Genomic DNA, 21443 nt, shown 5'->3' with positions numbered 1-21443 from the left:
CTATTAGAAACTAAGAGATTATTATACACAACCTGCCGGTATCCGTATCTTACGATTTGGTGAACGCCTGCATAGGAAGGGAGGAATTTACAGGTAACAGGCAAGCGGTCTATGAACAATAGGAAGTGTCGGCTGATTCCATACAAGTCCCATTAGATGAGGAGTACACAAAAAGATGACAACATCGAAGAAATGGAATAAAGGATGGTCACGCACTCTGGCCGCCTCTTTATCAATTGCGCTGGTCACCGCCAACTTTGCGGTGCTTGGGCCAGTGGCCCATGCGGCTGTAGCGGAGAATGATGGTTCGGAACAAATTTTCACTTCGGATAAGTACCGGAGCTTCACCAAGGATGGCGGAGCAGTAAAATTAACCTTCCCGGAGCTCTTTATCACCGCAGATGCGGGTGAAATGATGACAGGGGCTACGGTTGTCATTAACGGATATAAAGCGGGCGATCAGATGATATTCGCCACATCCGGTACAGGAATTACAGTTGCGACTAGCGGGGGCAACGGAGCCTATATCTTAACAGGCAACGCGCCGGTTGAAGTCTATCAGCAGGTATTGGAGAATGCCCAATTTACGATGACCACTTCCGGCGAACGTAGTCTGACCTTTGGTCTTGGCCCTGTTCTTGCCTTTAATAAGAATGGTCACTTCTATGAGTATGTTACAGATCCAAGCGTGAAGTGGACGGATGCCCGGGTGAAGGCCGAACAGCGGACCTATTATGGCCGCCAAGGGTATCTGGCGACGATTACCGGCCCGGATGAGAACGCTTTTATTGCGGAGAAGGCTAGAGGGATTGGTTGGGTTGGCGGGAAAGATGTAGCTCGTTCCGAGGATACGAACGGAAGGGCCAATACACGTGTGTTCGCCTTGCAGAACAACAAATATAATGGTTATGGCGATTGGCGCTGGGTAACCGGACCTGAAGGAAAGCTGCAGTACGAAGGCAAATCCGGGCTTCCTTTCTATAAGGGGTACAACGCTAATGGTGGAAGAAATGATTCTGCCACAGTGACGGATCTTACTTATGGGATTGGTACTAACCATATCATGCATAACAACTGGGATGCAGGAGAGCCGAATGACTCTACCTACGAACATGTGGTGCACATCTTTGCAAGCGGAAAGTGGAATGACTATCCAATAGATAACAGGGTTGATGCTTATCTTGTGGAATATGGTGGTATGCCAGGCGATGCGAACTCCAGTATTAGTACTACTATAACATTAGTAGACAAAACCCCGCTGAAGCAGGACAACGATACAGCAGAGGGTTATCTCGGTCTGGAGCCGCAGGTCTATACGAAGGCTTCTCTGGCAGTGCTCAAGGATGCATCGGATGCAGCCAAGGCGGTCCTTGATGATGACCATGCTTCCCCTGAAGAGGTTGAGGCCGCCCGCAAGGGTCTGGCGGATGCCATTGCCGGATTGGTGAAGCAGCCGCCAGTGGCTGATAGCGCAAGCTATACAGAGGGCAGCAACAACCAGGTATCCATTAAGTTCGACAAGCCGGTTAAGTTCAATGATGGCGATGCTGACCCTACGGATGACTTCAGAGTGACACTGGACGGAAAAGTGGTGGATGTTACGAACGCTGTAGTATCCGACCAAGATCCTAGTGTCATCATTCTGACCCTGGCCAGCCCGTTGTCCAATGACCCTGTGGTTCGAATCGAATATGATGCCGCAGAGTCGGCAATTCAGGCTCAGACTTCCGGGAAGGAGCCAGTGTCCGACTTTACGCTTATTGCGAACGGACCGTTCGGGGATTCCTTGGAGATTGAAACGCCTGCTAAGGGAACCGAGGTATATGGAGCAGATCTGCCGCTTCCTGTAACTGGACAAGCTGCACTTGATTCGGTGGTTACGGCTGCTGTATATAAAGTGGACGTCCACCCGAATGCACATCTGTTCGATCTTGAGGTAGGCATTACCGTAACCGATGATGTCTATAAGTGGGACACCAAGCTGCCGGGACCGCTGGCACCGGGCTCCTACCATGTGGCGGTGACTTCGACCAAAACATTCGGCGATGAAGTAAGAACAGAAACGAAGCTGGTCCCGTTCACTGTACCACAGCTGGAATTGACCCATGTGGCGGTAAACGAAGGCCAGCCGGATCACGCTGTATTGACATTCAATCAGCCTGTTGGCTCTGCGTTGACCGATGGGGATTTCACCGGGCTGACCATCGATGGCCGGAAGGTTATTGCTGTGAAGTCGGTGCAGGGCGATAAAGTGGAAGTCGTTTTGGAGGAAGCGCTTGGTCCGGATGATGCATTGATCGTAGGGTACGATCCTGCTGCCGGTAATGTTACGGCTGAAGGCAACGTCCTGAATGAATTGAAGCCGATTCAGGCCGGTGAGCAGTCCGGCATTTCGAAGGATAACAATGTGATTCCGCTTCAGCTCGTTGCTGCTTATCCCGAAGCGGGGCAGCTCAAGCTGGTGTTCAACAAGCCGATCAACGATCTGACCGATCTGGCCGGGTTCACTTACGGCGGCGTGCCGCTTAAGGAGCCTTTTGAAATTAACGGCAATGAACTGATCGTGTCCATTCCTTCTGATTCTAAGGGTGGCCTGCTCAGTTACGACCCAGAACACGGAAGTGTGACCGAGAATGGAAATAAGCATAACCCGCTTACGGGATTGCAGCCGGGGATTGATCTCGGCGGAGACGGCAAATATATCGCAGACGCCGGCAAGCTGCCGGAGAACGGGCTGGGATTGAGTGCCGGGGATAAGCCGGTATCCTTAAGTCCGGGCTTCCAGCCCGACGTACCAAGCGGCTATCTGGCAACCGTACCTAATGAGACGGATTCCATCGCCTTGAATCTTGCTCCGGCAGGAGATAAGGATACACTACGCAAGGTAACCCTGAATGGGGTAGAGGTTCCTGACGGGGACTGGAGCAAGCTGCCGCTTCAGGAAGGGCTGAATACCATCCAGGTGGATATTGTGGATGCGAAGAACCCGGGCATTAAGCTTGGACAATATCAAATTCAGGTCATCCGCGCCAGCGGGAAGCTGGTTTCGCTTGAGCCTTCCAGCGGCACCCTACAGCCGGAGTTCAAGCCTGAAACTGACAAGTATGAAGCAACTGTTAGCAACAGTGTGTATGAGATTTCCCTTAAGCCGTTTACCCTGGACCCAGGGGCTGTAGTAACGCTCAGCATTGCGGGCGAAGCTCCTGTACAGGTGAAGAGCGGCGACTGGAGCGCAGCTCTCCTGCTGAAGGTAGGGAAGAATGAGGTTGTTGTCACCGTCAAGGATTCCGCAGGCGGAACGAACACCTACACCGTAACTATCACCAGACAAGAGCCTGCTCCATCAGGCGGAGGTTCCGCTCCGGCGCCAGCAGCGCCTGAAACATCCAAGACCGAAGTGATTCAGGTGGATGTGGCCATCGGCGGAGCCAATGCGGCGGGTATCACGAAAGTGCCGGTTCAGCGCACCACTCAGAGCAATGGCACAATCACCGATCTGGTCCGCTTCACCAAGGATAAGGCTGAAGAAGCGGTGAAGAAGGCGAAAGAGACGGGACAAAGCATTGCCCGTGTAGTCATCCCGGATGCGGCGGACAATGTCAGCGAAGTGAATGTCCAGATTCCGGCGGAGACCGCCAAATTGCTGAAAGAGAACGGAATTATACTGGAAATCTATACGGAGAACGCGATTGTGCGTGTTCCGAACGAATCGCTGGAAGGCATCGGACAAGACTTCTATTTCCGGCTGGTGCCGGTGAGAAATGCAACAGAGCGGAATGAAATCGAGAAGAGAGCCACACTCGAAGCTGTGGTCCGTGAAGTGGCCAAGGATAACAAAATTGAAGTGGTCGCCAGACCGATGACCATCGAGACGAACCTGTCCAGCCGGGCGGTAACCCTGATCCTGCCGCTAAGAGATGTGAAGCTGCCTGCGAATGAAGCGGCGCGTAATGCATTCCTGGCACAGCTCGGTATCTTCATTGAACATACCGACGGCACGAAAGAGGTTGTCAAAGGCAAAGCGGTTACCTATAAAGAGGGACTGCTTGGACTGGAATTCTCGGTAAGCAAATTTAGTACCTTTACGATTATCAACTTCAATAATCAGTCGCCTGCTACGCATGTATCCTATATCGTTGGCTTCCCGGATGGCGAATTCAAGCCGGACGACCGGGTGACGCGCTCGCAGATGGCACTCATGCTTGCCCGGAATCTGGGCTATGATGCCAATGCGGCTGTAGGCACGCCTCCCTTCCCGGATGTGGCTGTCCGTCATTATGCGGCAGCAGCCATTGCCTTCGTGAATGCACAGGGCGTGATGAAGGGTGATCCGGCCGGGAAATTCCGGGGGAATGCACCGATTACGAGAGCAGAGATGGCCGCTGCTGCTGCCAACTACCTGAAGCTTGCAGTACCGGCTGAGGGTCAATCGAGCTTCAACGATACAACTGGACATTGGGCTCAGGCGGTAATTGAAGCCAACGTGTCGGCAGGCCTGCTTAAGGGCTACCCGGACGGCAGCTTCAAGCCGAATGCTTATCTGACCCGTGCGGAAGCTGTAGTCATTGTTAATCAGATGTTCGACCGCGGCCCGCTCCATGGAGCAGATGCGGTGAAATTCCCGGATGTCTCCAAGAATCATTGGGCCTACCTGGATATCCAGGAGGCTGTCATCGACCATCAGTACCGGATCGACAGTGAACAGAAGGAACAACGGGTTACAGAATAAATGGATAGGGGTTGGAGGAGAGATCATTCTCCTCCAACCCCTAAATCATTAAATTTGAAGTATAATGGTTATAACACTGTACCGATTTCCAGTTGCGAAGGAGATCCGAATGAGAGCAATCCTGATTGACGATGAAGAATTGGCACTTAAGGCTTTGGAACGCCAATTGCATGCGCTTGGGTGTTTTGAGATTATCGGCAAATATACCGATCCGCTGCAAGGACAGCAAAAGGTGGAGGAGACCGGGACCGATATTGTGTTTCTCGATATCCATTTACCGGAGCTGAGCGGGATTGAGCTGGCGGAACGGCTGTTGGAACGCAGGCCCGATCTGCAGGTTGTATTCGTAACGGCATATGATAAGTATGCGATCAAGGCTTTTGAGCTGAATGCCCTGGACTATTTGCTTAAGCCGATTCATATGGACCGCCTGAAGCTTACAGTTCGAAGATTGAATGCTCAGCAGCAGCCTGGCCTGGCAGCCCGGGCGGCTTCAGCGCAGACAAGCTGGAGGATGCTAATGCTCGATGCCTTCCGGATCTATGAAGGCGCGCAGGAGCTTGCACCGCTGCAATGGAGAACGGCGAAGGCGCAGGAAATCTTCTTTTATCTGCTGCATCATCGCGGCAAAGTAGTCAGTAAAGCTACCCTGATTGAGCTGCTGTGGGCTGATTTTGATCCGAACAGGGCCTATCCGCAGTTATATACCGCTGTGTACCATATCCGCAAAATGCTGGAGCCCTTCAGCAGAGAACGGATTCTCCTGCAAAATACGGCGGACGGCTATCTGCTCAAGCTGGATGGCATCTGCCTGGACGTTGATGAGTTTGACCGCTTTATCCAAGCGGGGGTAGAGCTAGCGAATGATACACTGCCTGAATATGAACGAATCCTGAAGCTGTTCAAAAGCGAATATCTGGAGGGGTACGATTATGTGTGGGCGGAGCTTGAACGGCAGAGATTTCAGCTGCAGTGGATTCGGCTCAAGCTGAATCTGGTCCGCTGGTATATGGGCGAAGCAGAATATGAACAGGCCTTCAAGCATATTGAACAGGTATGCACCCGCTATCCGTTAGAGGAGCAGGCGCAATTATTGTACATGCAAATATCGGACAGAATGGGCTTTCATTTTCTCGTGCAAAGACAATATGTCATGCTGGAAACGGCCATGGAAGCAGAGGTTGCTGAGAAGCCGAGCCGGGAGATTGTCAAATGGTATAGGGATTGGGACAACAAGCGTCAAAAAGGGTGAGTCCGTGGATTCATCCTTTTTGCCCTATCTAAATTATGATATATTTAATCTTGAATGAACTTGTTCTGCAAAGACCCGACGAAGGAGCACCCCATGACCCAATTTGTCTACAAGCAGATTATTGCTGATCTCAAAACGAAGATCTTTGCCGGGCAGTACGCCGATATGAAGCTGCCGGATGAGCGCAGTCTCAGCGAGGCGTATCAGGTTAGCCGCAGTACCATCAAGCGTGCGCTGATGAAGATGGAGAGCTCGGGCATTATTTTCAAGAAACGCGGCTCCGGCACCTTCATCAATCCGTTATACATAAAGAACGATTCGATCTTCAATTACGAGGGCTCTAATCTGGGGGTGTCGGATAATTTCCAGATGCACGGCAAGAAGCCGGAGATCAAGGTGCTGAGCTTCGAGGTCATCCGCCCCACGGAGGAGCTTCAGCGGGATTTGTTCCTGATGCCCCATGATTTCGTATATAAGATCGTGCGTCTGCGCCTGTTCGAAGGTGCGCCCTTCATGATTGAGACGGGATATATTCCGATCAAAATTGTGCAAAATCTCGACCAGACGATTATCGAGGGCTCGATTTTTCATTATCTGGAGGAGTCGCGCAATCTGGCGGTGACCAAATCCTTTTTGTCTATTTTTGCCGAGCCTTCTCTGCCGAATGACCAGGAGCTGCTCCATCTGAAGGAGAATGAACCCGTTGGGATCATGGAGGGGATCTTCTTCCTGGATAACGGCACGCCGTTTGAATTCTCGCACATGCGCTTCCATTATGAGTATCTGAAGTTCAATACGTTCGTGTCTGTGCATTGACGCATGGACGGCGTAAACAGCATAACTGAGGTATAGCAGGCCGGGAGGAGTCCCGGTCTTTTTGTGTTTTTTATAGATAACAAATTAATCCATATTTATAAAAATGATCATCTTTTTGTGCTTGATTTGCAGCGAATTTCATACTATGTTCAAAATTTCACAATATTGGACCGTATTAATTTCTAAAAAGATTGAATTTCTGAAATGCCGATGTATGATGTAACTGTAGAAGTGATACATTCAATTTACAAAGAAAAAGATTAGGGAGTGGAAGACATGGGATTAACAATCGAACAGGTGGATTATTCCTCCAAAACGTATCTGGCAAAGCTTGACGCTTACTGGCGCGCAACGAACTACATCTCCGTAGGCCAGCTTTATTTGAAGGATAACCCGTTGTTAAGAGAACCGCTGAAGGATGCAGACGTTAAAGTGAAGCCGATCGGACACTGGGGAACTATCCCTGGGCAGAACTTTATCTATGCGCATCTGAACCGTGTAATCACTAAATATGATCTCAACATGTTCTATATTGAAGGCCCGGGCCATGGCGGTCAGGTGATGGTGTCGAACTCTTATCTGGACGGAAGCTACACCGAAATCTACCCGCAGATCACTCAGGATATCCCTGGTCTGAAAAAGCTGTTCAAGCAGTTCTCTTTCCCTGGCGGTGTTGCCTCCCATGCTGCTCCTGAAACACCTGGATCGATTCACGAAGGCGGCGAGCTGGGTTATTCCCTGTCGCACAGCGTGGGTTCGATTCTGGATAATCCTGACCTGATCTCCGCAGTAGTTGTAGGTGACGGAGAAGCAGAGACCGGCCCGCTGGCCGCTTCCTGGCTGTCCAACCGGTTCATCAACCCGATTACAGACGGTGCTGTATTGCCGATTCTGCATTTGAACGGCTTCAAGATCAGCAACCCGACCATCCTGTCCCGGATGAGCAGAGAAGAATTGACCGCCTATTTCGCCGGAAACGGATGGGAAGCCTTCTTCGTAGAAGGCGAGAACCCGGATCTGATGCACCCGGAAATGGCTAAAGTGCTGGATACGATCGTAGAGCGCATTGCCGCCATTCAGAAGAATGCCCGCGAGAATAACGATACTGCACGCCCTGTATGGCCAATGCTGGTCTTCCGTACGCCTAAGGGCTGGACGGGTCCAAAAGCATGGGACGGTGTGCCGAATGAAGGCTCCTTCCGTGCCCACCAGGTGCCGATTCCGGTTGACCAAAAGAACATGAAGCATGCTCCGGCCTTGCTTGAATGGCTGAACAGCTACAGACCTGAAGAACTGTTCGACGAGAACGGCCGCCTGAACGCAGATCTGGCTGAAATTCTGCCAACCGGCGACAGACGTATGGGCATGAACCCGGTAACCAATGCCGGCAAGCTGATCAAAGATCTGCACAAGCCGAACTTCCGCAACTACACTCTCGATAATTCTGCTCCAGGCCAAGTGATTGCGCAGGATATGGCCGTGCTGGGGAAATACCTGAAAGAGGTTGTTACCCTCAACGAAGAGAACCGCAACTTCCGTATTTTCGGACCGGATGAGACTATGTCTAACCGACTGGGACCTGTATTCGAAGTGACCAAGCGCCAATGGATGGATGCCATTCAGGAACCGCAGGATGAATTCCTTGCTCCATACGGCCGTGTCATTGACTCCCAGCTGTCTGAGCATCAAGCTGAAGGGATTCTGGAAGGTTATGTCCTGACTGGACGCCACGGTTTCTTCGCCAGCTATGAAGCTTTCCTGCGCGTGGTTGATTCAATGATCACCCAGCACTTCAAGTGGCTGCGCAAGGCAACAGATCAGACCTGGAGAGAAGATATTCCTTCACTGAATGTGATTGCCACATCGACAGTGTTCCAACAGGACCATAATGGCTATACCCACCAAGATCCGGGTCTGCTTGGCCATCTGGCTGACAAGAAGCCTGAGTTCATCCGTGAGTATCTGCCGTCTGATGCGAACAGCCTGCTGGCTGTGTTCGACAAGATCCTGAATGACCGCCAGAAGATCAACCTGATCGTATCCTCCAAGCATCCGCGTCCGCAGTGGTTCTCGGCAGACGAAGCGCAGGAGCTGGTGGACAAAGGCCTCAAGATCATTGACTGGGCCAGCACCGACAAGGGCGGAGAGCCGGATCTCGTCATCGCTTCTTCCGGTACTGAGCCTACAATGGAAGCCTTGGCTGCCATCTCGATCCTGCATGAGAAGCTGCCTGAGCTGAAGATCCGTTATATTAACGTAGTCGATCTGCTGAAGCTGAGAAGCCAGAAGCTTGATCCGCGCGGGTTGTCTGACGAGGAGTTTGATCAATTTTTCACAAAAGATAAACCGGTCATCTTCGCCTTCCACGGCTATGAAGGCCTGATCAAGGACCTGTTCTTCGACCGCCACAACCATAACCTGCATGTGCACGGCTACCGCGAGAATGGCGATATCACTACACCGTTCGATATGCGTGTACTCAACCAGATGGACCGCTTCGACCTCACGAAGGAAGCTGTCCTGAGCCTGCCGGAAGCAAGCAAATATCAGGCTATCGCAGACGAGATGGATGCTATGGTGCAGAAGCATCACGCGTACATCCGCGAAGAAGGCATCGACCTTCCAGAGGTGGAGAGCTGGGTATGGAAGGCTTTGAACTAAGGGCAGGATGATAGTGTTATTTCATTAATAATATAGTAAGCTTCAATCAGGGAGCGCTCCGGGGTCAGATAATGGCTGCGGGGCGCTTTTTGTGTCCAGTGAATGGAGTTGGATTATGGTCTCCAGGACCTCCGGGATCGATGAGTTCTCCCGCGGCAATGCCTTCTTCCGCTGCCCCGCGGTAAGTACAGGCACACCGCCCCGCCCATTCATCTCCACCATATGTTTCCAGTAGCGCTTCGGCATTAGTGAGGAACGCAGCCGGTCGCTCTTGCGCTCCTTGATGCCGATGGCATGGTAGAAGCCGGTCCATAAGCGGCGGTACGCCTCCTCCGTCTCATCGGGCTCGGGCGGGGTCCATCCGCTTAAGGGCACGATGGCCTCCCGTCCGGGCTCATGAATCAGCGCCGCCCCGTGGGTCTGGTCGTAGATCATGAAGCTCTCCCCCTGGAACCGGTCGCAAAAATGCTCCTGAATTACAGGCAGCACATAACCTTGCGGCTCAATGACTGCGGCCATGACCGGGCCGTATACAGAGAAGCGGACGAATCCCGTGTACAGATGTGCTTCATGGCGGAGCTGCTGAACGGCCTTCATCAGACTATTAACAGTATCATCGGCCAGCATATTCATTACCTTGCGGCCATGCTTGAAGCCGAGATACAGGAAATTCAGCAGCAGCATTTCCTTGTCGGGGGCGCAGCTCCAGAAGCTCAGGCGCACCAGCTCCTCGGCTTCGCGGCTGATCCGCAGCGGCAGGGACTTCAGTACCCGCGCGGCCTTGTCCTTGTCGGTCTCAATCCACTTGGCTTCCAGCAGCAGGCCAATTTCCCCGCCCTCAGCATGAATCGCCAGCGGGATCTCCTTCCAGGCATAGCTCTCAAATACACAGCACAGCAGACCCTCGAAGCTTCCGTCATAGGTGTACGCCAGTGCGGACGGCTTGAACATCAGGCCTTCGCCCCCTTATTGATGCTGTTCCAGTCACCGGCTGCGGGCAAGGTGGAGAGGTTGAAGTCATCGAACAGCGTGAGCTGTTCCACCTGCGGTTGCTGGAGCGCGAACTGCTCCCCGGACATGAGTGAGCGAAGCAGCGTATGTTCGCTTACCTTCAGTCCCTCCAGCGGCTTATCCTTGCAGGTGATGACGAACTGGGCGCGCTTCAGAACCACTCCCAGCTTCTTCAGCGCATGGAAATCAAGCGATCCGGCCCGTCTGGCCTTTACGATCCGCTGTGCACTTCTTACGCCAATGCCGGGTACACGCAGCAGCATTTCGTACGGAGCGCGGTTGATCTCAACGGGGAACTGCTCCCTGTGGTTAACGGCCCAGCTGCATTTGGGGTCCAGCAGCGGGTTGAAGTTCGGTACGGCCTCATCCAATAATTCATTCGCCTTGAAGCCGTAGAAGCGCAGGAGCCAATCGGCTTGATAGAGCCGATGTTCCCGCAGCAGCGGCGGCTTGGTGTCCAGAGCGGGCAGGAGGGAATCCTCCACAACCGGGGTATAGGCAGAGAAGAAGACGCGCTTGAGCGAGTATTTGCGGTATAGGCCTTCCGTCAGATTAAGGATCTGGTAATCCGTATCGGGTGTTGCCCCCACGATCATCTGGGTGCTCTGTCCGGCCGGAGCGAAGCGGGGTGCGTGATTATACCGGACGATATCGGAGCGGTTCTCCTTGATCCGGCTGCTAATCAGCCCCATCGGCTTCAGGATGGATACCTTGCTCTTATCGGGAGCAAGCCGTCCTAGGCTTTCCTGCGAGGGCAGCTCAATATTGACGCTCATGCGGTCGGCGAGCAGCCCCAGTCTGGACAGCAGGACTTCGTCTGCTCCAGGGATGGCTTTTACATGAATATAACCGTTGAAATGATAGACATTGCGCAGCAGCTCAAGTGCAGCAATTAACTGCTCGGTGGTGTAGTCCGGACTGCGCATAATGCCTGAGCTAAGGAATAGTCCTTCTATATAATTACGGCGGTAGAATTGCATGGTGATATCTGCGATCTCTTCGGGGGTGAAGGCCGCCCGGCGGATGGGGTTGGACTTGCGATTGATGCAGTACGCACAATCATACACACAGCCGTTGGTCATAAGTACCTTGAGGAGCGAAATACAGCGGCCGTCCGCCGCGAAGCTGTGACAGATGCCCATCGCGGAGGTGTTGCCCAGTGCCCAGGCCTGACCCTTGCGGTCCGAACCGCTTGAAGTGCACGCCACATCGTATTTGGCTGAAGCGGTCAGAATCTCTAGTTTCTCCATTACATCCACGGTCTCAATCCCCCTCATATGTGAGCATTATATACCGAACGTACGTTCTTGTCAAAAGCACAAACTACCTCACTGGCCGCCTGCAAAATGTATGCGCATTCCTTCTTGTGCTATAATAGAAATTGATGGTTCATGGAATGAGGAATCATACGGTTATTGAAAATCGGGTTAGGAGTGTTGCTGAAGTGAGAGGATATAACATATGGCGGCCCATCATGCTGATTGCGGTTGCGCTGCTGACAAGACAGTTAGTGACAAGTGTGTGCCTGATGTTCGGTATGTCGCAGGAATCGGCAGGCAGTGTAGCCATGCTGGGCATGATCGTTGCCGCTCTTATTATGTACAACCGCATGATGAAGGGCCGCCGCCGCAGATAAAATAAATAGAAGATCCGGACGTATCTATTCAGGCGGAACGGATTGCATAGGAACAGGCTTGAGAGACGCCCGCACAGGTGTCTTTTTATTTTAGAGCGGTGCTTGAATAATATGGCTGGAGCTTATATTCTTAGAAGGATATGCTATATGAAGGACCATACAGATTCAAGGTAACGTACATCCTTGCGGGGAAGGCGTTGTCTATAGAATCAACCCACAGCATGGGAAACGAACATACAGGAGGAAACCAATTGAGTACACAGAACATTGGAGTGCCGTTAGAGGGTTTTGCAGAATTTAGCCGGACGGTAGCCGCAGAAGGTGCGGTACTGCTGAAGAATGAGGGACAGGTGCTTCCGCTGGGTAACGGTGAGAGCGTGGCTGTTTTTGGCAGAATACAGGTGAATTACTACCGCAGCGGTACAGGATCGGGCGGTAGCGTTCACGTTGCATATACGACGAACCTGCTGGATGGACTGCGCAGCAAGAAGAACATTAGCGTGAATGAAGAGCTGGCTGCAGCCTACGAGGCCTGGATCGGGCTGAACCCGTTCGATGACGGCGGCAAGGTATGGGCTGCGGAGCCGTGGAACCAGAAGGAAATGCCGCTTACGGACGAGCTGGTGAAGCAGGCAAGAAGCCAGTCAGCCAAAGCGGTTGTGGTTATTGGACGTACGGCGGGCGAGGATCAGGATAATGCCGATACCGCAGGCAGCTACCGGCTGACGGAAGATGAGAAGGCGATGCTTGTCGCGGTTACGGCTCATTTTGAACAGACGATTGTGGTGCTCAATGTGTCCAATATCATGGATATGAGCTGGGTAAATGACGCTGCTTATGTGAATCCTATCTCTGCTGTGATCTATTCCTGGCATGGGGGCATGGAGGGTGGTCACGCGATTGCCGATGTTCTGGCGGGAGAGGTTACGCCAAGCGGCAAGCTGACGGATACCATTGCCTATTCCATTGATGATTACCCGTCGACCCGCAACTACGGTAACGAGTTCAAGAACCTGTACGAGGAAGATATCTATGTAGGCTACCGTTATTTCGAGACCTTCTGCCCGGATAAGGTTCAGTATGAATTCGGCTACGGGATCTCGTATACGACCTTCAAGCTGGAGCCGGAGGAAGCGAAGCTGGTGGACCAGGCGGGCGAGCCGCAGATTGAAATCGGCGTCACTGTAACGAATACGGGAGCCGTATACGCCGGTAAAGAAGTCGTGCAGGTATATTATGAAGCGCCGCAGGGACAGCTGGGTCAGCCGGCCAAAGCGCTGGCAGCCTTCGCTAAGACCAAGCTGCTGGAGCCTGGTGAGTCTCAGCGCCTTACCGTGAGCTTCCCGCTCCATTCCATGGCTTCCTATGATGACGCCGGAGTGACCGGGCATGCTTCTGCTTATGTGCTGGAAGCCGGTACCTACCGTTTCTATGCAGGCACCAGTGTCAAAGCAGTGTCAGCAGTGCTTCTGGATGGACAAGAAGGCTATGTGCTGGAAGAGCTCAAGGTCGTGGAGCAGCTGGAAGAAGCGATGGCACCTACCGAGAGCTTCATGCGGATGAAGCCGGGTGCCCGCAAGGCAGACGGTTCGTATGAGCTTGTCTCCTCCGAGGTACCTACACGTAAGGTGGATCTGGCGGAGCGGATTGAACGCAATCTGCCGCAGACTCTCGAGCAGACCGGCAATCAGGGATACACCCTGAGAGATGTCCATGACGCAAAAGTCAGCATGAGCACGTTCATTGCCCAGCTAAGCGACCAAGATTTGGCGGCGATTGTCCGGGGCGAAGGGATGAGCAGCCCGCTGGTCACTCCGGGTACGGCTTCGGCGTTCGGGGGCGTCAGCGACAGTCTGTTCAGCTATGGCATTCCGGTTGCTGCTACAGCGGACGGCCCATCCGGTATCCGCATGGACAGTGGAGCGAAGGCTACACAGGTATCGATTGGCACCCTGCTGGCTGCTACATGGAATGCAGAGCTGGTGGAAGCCCTGTATGTCATGGAAGGCCAGGAATTATTGCGCAACCAGGTGGATGCGCTGCTGGGACCGGGGCTGAATATCCGGCGCAGCCCGCTGAACGGGCGCAACTTCGAATATTTCTCCGAAGACCCGCTGATTTCGGGGATCTTCGCTGCTGCATGCACACGCGGAATTATGAAGGGCGGCTCTAATGCGACGCTGAAGCATTTTGCCTGCAACAATCAGGAGAAGCACCGCAGTAAGGTCGATGCTGTCGTATCGGAACGCGCGCTTCGTGAGATCTATCTGAAGGGCTTCGAAATCGCAGTCAAGCAGGGCGGAGCCAACTCGATCATGACCTCCTATAACCCGGTGAACGGGCATTGGGCGGCTTCCAACTATGACCTCAACACCACGCTGCTCCGCGGCGAATGGGGCTTCCGGGGGATTGTCATGACCGACTGGTGGGCCATCATGAATGATGTGGTGAACGGAGGACCGGCAGACCGTAAGAATACGAACTGGATGGTCCGCGCCCAGAACGATCTGTACATGGTTGTTAGTAACTATGGGGCAGAGGTTAACGCTTACGATGACAATACAATCGCATCTCTGGAGAATGGCACGCTTACCCGCGGGGAGCTTCAACGGTGCGCGATTAACATCTGTGAATTCATTATGAAGGCTCCGGTATTCTCCAGAGAGCACGAGATTATTGAAGCGGTTGATACGTTCAAGGCTAATCCGGCAATCGGAGCCGAGCAGGTGCACGTGCTGAGCCAGAACGCACAGGTAACCCCTGCGGTGTCCGGGCCGACCTACATTCAGGCAGACGAGGCGGGCCAGTACCGCATTATTGTCAGCATCATGTCTCCTGAGCCTGAGCTTGCTCAGAGCGCCTGCAACCTGACGCTGAATGGACAAGCGGTAACCACCATTCAGACGAACGGAACGGAAGGCCGGTGGATCAGACAGAAGCTGGTCAAGGTTGAGCTGGAAGCCGGACGGTATGAGCTGAAGCTGGACTTCGTCAAGCCCGGCCTGCAGATTGAATGGATTGAATTCAAGCAGGTATAGCATCAGCAGTATTAATAGCAATAGTATCAAGGCACCCTTCGGGGTGTCTTTTTTGCAATATAAGAATTTACATGTTCCGCCTGATTCCGCATACCCGCAGGGCCGTCGAATAAAATAGAGATAAAACGGCTACTATGAAGGGATGGCAGGAACGTATGCAAATACATGTAGTGCAGCCGGGCCAGACGCTGTATGGCATTGCGCAGGCCTACGGAATCAGCACAGATACGATAACTGAGGCGAATGAGCTCTCTGCGCCGGGAAGGCTGGTGGCAGGGCAGGCGCTGGTAATCCCGATTGCCGGGCAATACTATTGGGTGCAGCCGGGCGACAGCTACTATAGCATTGCCAAGCGGTTCGGCCTGAAGGCAAGCGGGCTGGCGGAGGTGAACGGGCTGACGCTGAATCAGCCGCTGCAGGCCGGTCTCCGGCTGTACCTTCCTCCCGGACCGAAGCGGCAGGCGGAAGTGAACGCTTATGTGGAGCCCCGGGGGGAGAGTGTCTCCCAGCCGCTGCAGAATGCTGCCCGTGAGGCTGCTCCTGAGCTGACGTATCTCGCACCGTTCAGCTTCCGGATCAAGCGGGACGGAACACTGGTGCCACCGCCGCTGGACGGCCTCGCTTCCATTGCCGCAGAGCATCAGGTGACGCTGATGATGGTCGTGACGAATCTGGAGGATGCCCAGTTCAGCTCGGAGCTCGGGCGCATCATTCTGAATGATCAGGAGGTCCAGGACCGTCTGCTTGAGAACATCATCGCGGAAGCGAAGCGGCTGAACTTCCGGGATATTCACTTTGATCTGGAGTTTCTCCGGCCGGAGGACCGTGAAGCATACAATACTTTTCTGCGGAAAGCGGCAGATGTCATTCATAAGGAGGGCTTCCTGCTATCCACCGCCCTTGCCCCCAAGACGAGCGCGTCACAGGTTGGGGCCTGGTATACGGCGCATGACTATAAGGTTCACGGTGAGGTGGCCGACTTCGTCATTATTATGACGTATGAATGGGGCTACAGCGGGGGACCGGCGATGCCTGTCTCGCCCATCGGGCCTGTCCGTCAGGTGCTGAACTATGCAGCAAGTGAGATGCCCGCCGGTAAAATCATGATGGGCCAGAACCTGTACGGTTATGATTGGACGCTGCCTTTTGTAGCAGGGGGGCAATATGCGAAAGCGCTCAGTCCGCAGGCAGCCATTGATTTGGCCAGGAACAGGAATGCAGCCATTCAATATGACTATAAAGCCCAGGCGCCGCATTTCAATTACACCGATGATGAGGGGCGGCAGCATAAGGTATGGTTTGAGGATGCCCGCTCGATTCAGGCCAAGTTCGATCTGATCAAGGAACTCGGGCTGCGGGGCATCAGCTACTGGAAGCTGGGCCTGCCTTTTCCGCAGAATTGGCTGCTGCTTACGGATAACTTCAAGGTGGTCAAAAAATAAACCGGAGACCTTGCGGCCAGCGGCGGCGTAAGAAGCTCCACACCAAAACGGATGTGCCCATCGAAGTGGCGGCACATCCGTTTTTTTAAGAATATACGTATTAGCCCATTAAGCCCTTGAGCCCGCCCAGAAAAGGCCGGATCGACTTGATCATATTGTAGCCCATCTTCATCACCGGCATCGCCTTCTGCACCATTCCGAACATGCCCATGAACCGTCCCAGTCCTCCGATACCGGCAGCCCCGCCGCCTCCGCCCATCAGCGAGCCGAGTAGAGGCATGAAGCCGGATACCTCTGCTCTGCGCGCAGCTGAAGAGGATTTGCGTTTCGAAGGTGGCCCCTTACGCGTGCCGGGTCTGGACAGAATCACCGCCTCCTGGTTCAGGTCTGTAATCCACCCTACGTAGGATCGCCCATTATGCAAAGTGATGCAGACCGGCTGGCCTTTCAGCTGCTGTGCCCGCTTGCGGAGCTTTGTTGAATTTGCCATTCGTCATTCACCTCACTGTTCTATTTACTCTATTTTACTCAGAACCTGAGGGGCGGCTTGTGCGGGTATGGAGTTCTGCGGATTATTTTTGAACAACCCGGGGCTGTCTTTGGGAGCAGGATAGCGTACTATTAGTAGGTAGGTGGGATTATATTACAATAGTCATTCTATGATTAGGGGGAGAACCGTTTGACCGATATCGGGAAGTTAGCGGCGTTCATCTGCGCCCGTAATACAGGAGACCAGCAGTGCGGGTATGTAGGCAGTACGCTGGAGGATGTTATGCATGACCTTAGTGACGGTACGGAGGAAGCCAGTCTGGTGCTGTATGAAGGAGAACGTATTACTGGCGCGATTATCCTGGACATCTATGACGTTGGAGGCGGGCGCAAGGATATTGAGGTATGGGGACCTTATTATTCAGCTCATCCAGAAGAAGAGCTCCGGCGCTTATTCAACTACCTGAGTAAGACTGCTCAAGCTGGAGCTATAAGGTATGTCCATCTTTTTATTAGCGGTGATAATACTGCGCTCATTGAATATGTTGCCCGCTATCGGGCTGAGAAGGTGAGCACACATTACCATTACTCGGTCGCTATGGCATCTGCGCCTGACAGCAGCCGTCACATGCACCCAGGCCTGTCCGTGCTGCCCGTCACAGAGCCTGCCTCCAGGTGGACCGGGCAGATTCTCGATCTGCATAATCAGCAATTTCAAGGCGCAATTCTCACCCCGGAGGAGATTACTGCAGAGATAGAAGACAGCAGCAACAGTGAATATGACGTTCACGCTGTCCTTAACGGGGGCCGGTTCACCGGATACATAATTGTTAGAAAAAATGCACGGACCGGCACCCTTCATCTGGAGTACCTGTGTATCCGGCCCGAAGAGAGAAGCCGGGGCATAGGCAGGCATCTGATTGCCTGTCTGGCAGAGAAGTATAAATTGCTGGGCTATTCGGGTATCAGCTTGGTTGTCAGCGAGGAGAATACAGCCGCCATCCGCTTCTACGACAAGAACGGGTTCACCAGGGACCGGATCATGAAGCATATCCTTATTGGGGGCGGGATGTTCTGAAAATATACAAATTGTGAATTTAAATGAATGGTAGTGAAATATTTTACAGTGAAAAAAAGGGAAACGGATATGCATGTAGAATTACCCTGAAGTACTGGGTTTAAAGTGAAAAAAAACATGACTTTAGTCCCGGTTCTAATTCTATTGGGGAGTGACCTAATCTCTTGGCTATCCATCGTTTATTAAGAAATACTTGCTTCATCGTCTTATTATTTATTCTTCTACCCTTTACACGGAGTTACGCCGAGGCCGGACAAATGGCAGACATCAAAGGACACTGGGCGGAATCGGATATTCAAGAATGGCTGGATCAAGGGCTCATTACCGGCTATCCCGATCATACCTTCCGGCCGGGGGCTGAAGTATCCAGAGGTGAGTTCGTAGCGCTAGTGAACAGAGCGTATAAGTATTCGGATACGAAAGCTATCAGCTTCAAGGATCTGAAGCCGGCGAATTTTGCGTACATAGAAGTACAGAAGGCTACCGCTCAAGGATATATCAGCGGATTCAGCGACAATACCTTCCGTCCTGACAAGCCAATCACAAGGCAGGAAACTGCAGTGATCCTATCCAGAATATTAGGCTTTGACAGTACAGGGGCAACGGCTTCGGTCTCTGCACAGGACGCGAATCTTATCCCTGCCTGGAGCAAACCCGCTGTCCAGTATCTTCTGGATCAGGGGATCATGAGCAAGAATGCGGATGGAGCCTTCCAGCCTCAGCGCAATATGACCCGTGCAGAGACTGTAGTGGTCATTAAGAAGGCGCTGGCTCTGAGTACAGTGGTCTATGATCAGGCGGGTGCTTTTGGAAAGGATGCAGTTAGTACTGTACACCATAATGTAAGAATTACAGCTTCCAATGTCACGCTCCGCAATATGCATATCCGGGGTGACCTCGTCATTGCTAAAGAGGTGGCCGATGGGAACGCCTACCTTGAACAAGTTCAAGTAGACGGTGTAACCCGTATCGAAGGCGGAGGCAGCAACAGCATTCATATCCGCAACAGCAAACTAAACACAGTATCTGTGAATAGACTGAATAATGCGGTGAGAGTTGTAGCTGAGGGTTCAAGCTCGGTGCAGGAAGTACAGATTCTATCCAGCGCGGTTATTGAGGAGAAGGATCTTGCCGGCGACGGTTTTGTGAATGTAACCGTGCTTCCTGCCGCCCAGACAGCTTCTTCAGAGCGCACAGTGGTGCTTGCCGGAGACTTTAAGAAGGTTGCTGTAGGCGGCAGCCTCAAAGAATTCAATGTTCGCTCAGGCAGCGTAGCTAATCTGCTTATCCAAGAAAACCTGGTCATCCCTACTCTGAATTTCAGCAAGAATGTTGTTATTGAGCAGCTGGAAATGAAGAGTAAGCTGACAATCTCCGGCGAGGGACAAGTCAAAGGCGTTGTGTTGTCGGAGGGCGTACCGGACCCTAAGCTGCCAAAAGAACAAACGCCTGCTGTACCTGCAACTGGCGGCGGTGGAGGCTCCTCTAATCCTGGTCCGGGCGGCGGCAACGGTTCTACTCCTGTACCGGCGCTGGCTGTAACGGGAATTACCGCAGCAAACGGCATGATAGAAGCCCAATTTAACCGGAACCTGGACAGCCTGCCGGATGCTGCTGATTTCTCCGTTCTCGAACAGGTTAATCATGGCGAAGTCCATAAGGTTGAGGTAACTTTGGTTACGCTCCTTGACAATAAAGCAGCAACAGTAAGGCTCACAATTCCTTCAATAGCGAATAGTGAGACTGAGCAACTGGCGGTATACTCCGTATCTTATAAGGGTGGAAGCCCTGTATTATCTGGAGCGATTACTGTGCCTAAAGCTAATGTAAACGTAACTGGGCGTTTGTTTGTTCAGCCTTATACGAAGGATAAGCCGGTTCCTGCCTACAACCTTCGTATCTATTTAAGAGGAGTGCAGGATACTCGGGGGACTTATACGGCTATCGTTGAAAAAGGCGGAGAGTTTAATTTTGAAAATGTGGTGCCGGGTACTTATGCAGTATTTATGCCGCTTTCTACGTACAACTATTATTCAGATGAATTTACTGTGAAAGCAGGTGAAAATCTGGTTCTGCCAGATTTCACGATCATAGAGAATCCGCCTGAAATACAGGTTGAACAAATTACTTATACGGATATCCCTTATATCAACGGAAGGATTATGAACGTTTATGATTCCTTCAGTGTGAAAATTGAGCTTGAGAACGGGGAACAGTTGAACAGTCCTGCCGAAAAATACAGAGTGTACTTTAATATTAATCTATTTGAATTTAACCCGGACCTGCACCTGAAGGCTAATGATAAATTATTTGTGACCATGTACACGGATCGCGGCTGGTCCAGCCAGCGGTTTGAGGTGAAGGTCGTCGAACGGCCGCAGACTAAGGCGCCTGTAGTAACCAGCGTAGTGTATGACGATACCAATAGGATCAAAGGCACCATAGAAGAACCTTATGCTGATATTACATTAACCAGGGAAGATGGAACAATAATTGGGATAGCTAATAGCTATGGTAGCATGTTTGATATCTACCTTAGTAATTCTAATTCCCCGCTTTTCCATGTTGGTGAGAAGCTGAAGGTTTATGCTCAGGCGAGAGATAAAAGAAAGAGTGAGCCTGTCTACATCACTGTCGCAGTACCTACGGCTGTAACAGCACAACCGGTTGTTACGAAAGTTGTGTATGAATATGATTGGGAAATCTATGGCACAGCCGAAGGGTACTCAGACATCGTTGTCACACGTGCGGACGGAACCATTTTGGGGCAGGCAAAAAACTTTGGCCCATCCGCCGGATATTTTTGGATGTCACTTGATTCACAACTTGTTGCCGGAGAGACTCTATATGTAACCGCCAAGGGATACGAGAAGCTCCCTAGCAAGTCTGTTGAGGTTGTAGTAGCCAGCAAACCAGTTACTCCGACACCTACAGTGGTTGGTGTGGTTTATGGTGATAGTACGAAGATAGAAGTATATGTCCCTGGTCTATCCGGCGAAGCGCATTTCTTTCTTAAGACTAAGGATGGAAATGTAATTGGAGAATTTTATATGGCCGGTGAGCGGGCTTCCTACGAAGTTATAGAATTTAAACTTACTCCTAATGTGCAATATCAAGCGACGGTTGTTGGCAGACTAATGAAAGAGAGCGAACCTTTCTTCTTCACAGTGATAGACCGGACCAAAGCGACCGAATAATGAAGCAATTATAGTGAAAAATCTAAAGGACACCTGCGGGTGTCCTTTTTTCGTGTACGCGGTGCTGCTGCCTGTTCCACAATAATTCTACGTC

Annotated in this window: 12 protein-coding genes; 9 read left to right on the top strand and 3 right to left on the bottom strand. The window is 52.1% G+C overall.

Annotation, left to right across the window (positions count from 1 at the left end):
* Positions 1-175: 175 nt before the first annotated feature.
* From MKX63_RS03190 to MKX63_RS03175, 4 genes are all read left to right on the top strand, one after another.
* Positions 176-4729, top strand: coding sequence for an S-layer homology domain-containing protein (locus MKX63_RS03190; protein ID WP_341015240.1), 4554 nt, complete (start codon positions 176-178; stop codon positions 4727-4729).
* 109 nt (positions 4730-4838) lie between these two features.
* Complete coding sequence (locus MKX63_RS03185; protein WP_341015238.1) at positions 4839-5981, top strand: response regulator; 1143 nt, start codon at positions 4839-4841, stop codon at positions 5979-5981.
* A 93-nt stretch (positions 5982-6074) separates the two neighbouring features.
* A complete protein-coding gene (locus tag MKX63_RS03180) occupies positions 6075-6797 on the top strand; it encodes a GntR family transcriptional regulator (protein WP_036691306.1) in 723 nt (240 codons plus the stop codon).
* Positions 6798-7073: 276 nt separating this feature from the next.
* Positions 7074-9458 (top strand): phosphoketolase family protein, encoded by a 2385-nt coding sequence (locus tag MKX63_RS03175; protein ID WP_341015236.1) that lies wholly within the window; start codon positions 7074-7076, stop codon positions 9456-9458.
* A gap of 42 nt (positions 9459-9500) precedes the next feature.
* Here the strand turns inward: MKX63_RS03175 and MKX63_RS03170 are convergent, their stop codons facing one another.
* Positions 9501-10409 carry a TIGR03915 family putative DNA repair protein gene (locus MKX63_RS03170; RefSeq protein WP_341015235.1) on the bottom strand — a complete coding sequence of 303 codons (909 nt, stop codon included), beginning with the start codon at positions 10407-10409 and terminating at the stop codon, positions 9501-9503.
* Positions 10409-11719, bottom strand: coding sequence for a putative DNA modification/repair radical SAM protein (locus tag MKX63_RS03165; protein ID WP_341015234.1), 1311 nt, complete (start codon positions 11717-11719; stop codon positions 10409-10411). The genes MKX63_RS03170 and MKX63_RS03165 overlap by 1 nt, the downstream gene beginning before the upstream one ends.
* A gap of 194 nt (positions 11720-11913) precedes the next feature.
* On the opposite strand from MKX63_RS03165, the gene MKX63_RS03160 reads away from it, so the two are divergent.
* The 3 genes from MKX63_RS03160 to MKX63_RS03150 all read left to right on the top strand — a co-directional run bounded on the left by MKX63_RS03160 (position 11914) and on the right by MKX63_RS03150 (position 16585).
* Positions 11914-12105: a hypothetical protein gene (locus tag MKX63_RS03160; protein ID WP_036691301.1), complete on the top strand. Its 192-nt coding sequence runs from the start codon at positions 11914-11916 to the stop codon at positions 12103-12105.
* A gap of 251 nt (positions 12106-12356) precedes the next feature.
* On the top strand, positions 12357-15143 hold the full coding sequence (locus MKX63_RS03155) for a glycoside hydrolase family 3 C-terminal domain-containing protein (RefSeq protein ID WP_341015233.1): 2787 nt from the start codon (positions 12357-12359) through the stop codon (positions 15141-15143).
* A 155-nt stretch (positions 15144-15298) separates the two neighbouring features.
* A complete protein-coding gene (locus tag MKX63_RS03150; RefSeq protein ID WP_341015232.1) occupies positions 15299-16585 on the top strand; it encodes a glycoside hydrolase family 18 protein in 1287 nt (428 codons plus the stop codon).
* 100 nt (positions 16586-16685) lie between these two features.
* Here the strand turns inward: MKX63_RS03150 and MKX63_RS03145 are convergent, their stop codons facing one another.
* A complete protein-coding gene (locus tag MKX63_RS03145) occupies positions 16686-17075 on the bottom strand; it encodes a hypothetical protein (protein ID WP_341015230.1) in 390 nt (129 codons plus the stop codon).
* 189 nt (positions 17076-17264) lie between these two features.
* Between MKX63_RS03145 and MKX63_RS03140 the strand changes: the two genes are divergently transcribed.
* Complete coding sequence (locus MKX63_RS03140) at positions 17265-18152, top strand: GNAT family N-acetyltransferase (RefSeq protein ID WP_341015228.1); 888 nt, start codon at positions 17265-17267, stop codon at positions 18150-18152.
* Between the two features lie 257 nt (positions 18153-18409).
* A complete protein-coding gene (locus MKX63_RS03135; protein WP_341015225.1) occupies positions 18410-21349 on the top strand; it encodes an S-layer homology domain-containing protein in 2940 nt (979 codons plus the stop codon).
* Positions 21350-21443 lie beyond the last annotated feature (94 nt).

It is taken from the genome of Paenibacillus sp. FSL R7-0179 (genome assembly GCF_038002265.1).
GTDB lineage: Bacteria > Bacillota > Bacilli > Paenibacillales > Paenibacillaceae > Paenibacillus_AQ.
Note: the sequence above shows the minus strand (reverse complement) of the source record. Positions and strands in the feature narration are given on the sequence as shown.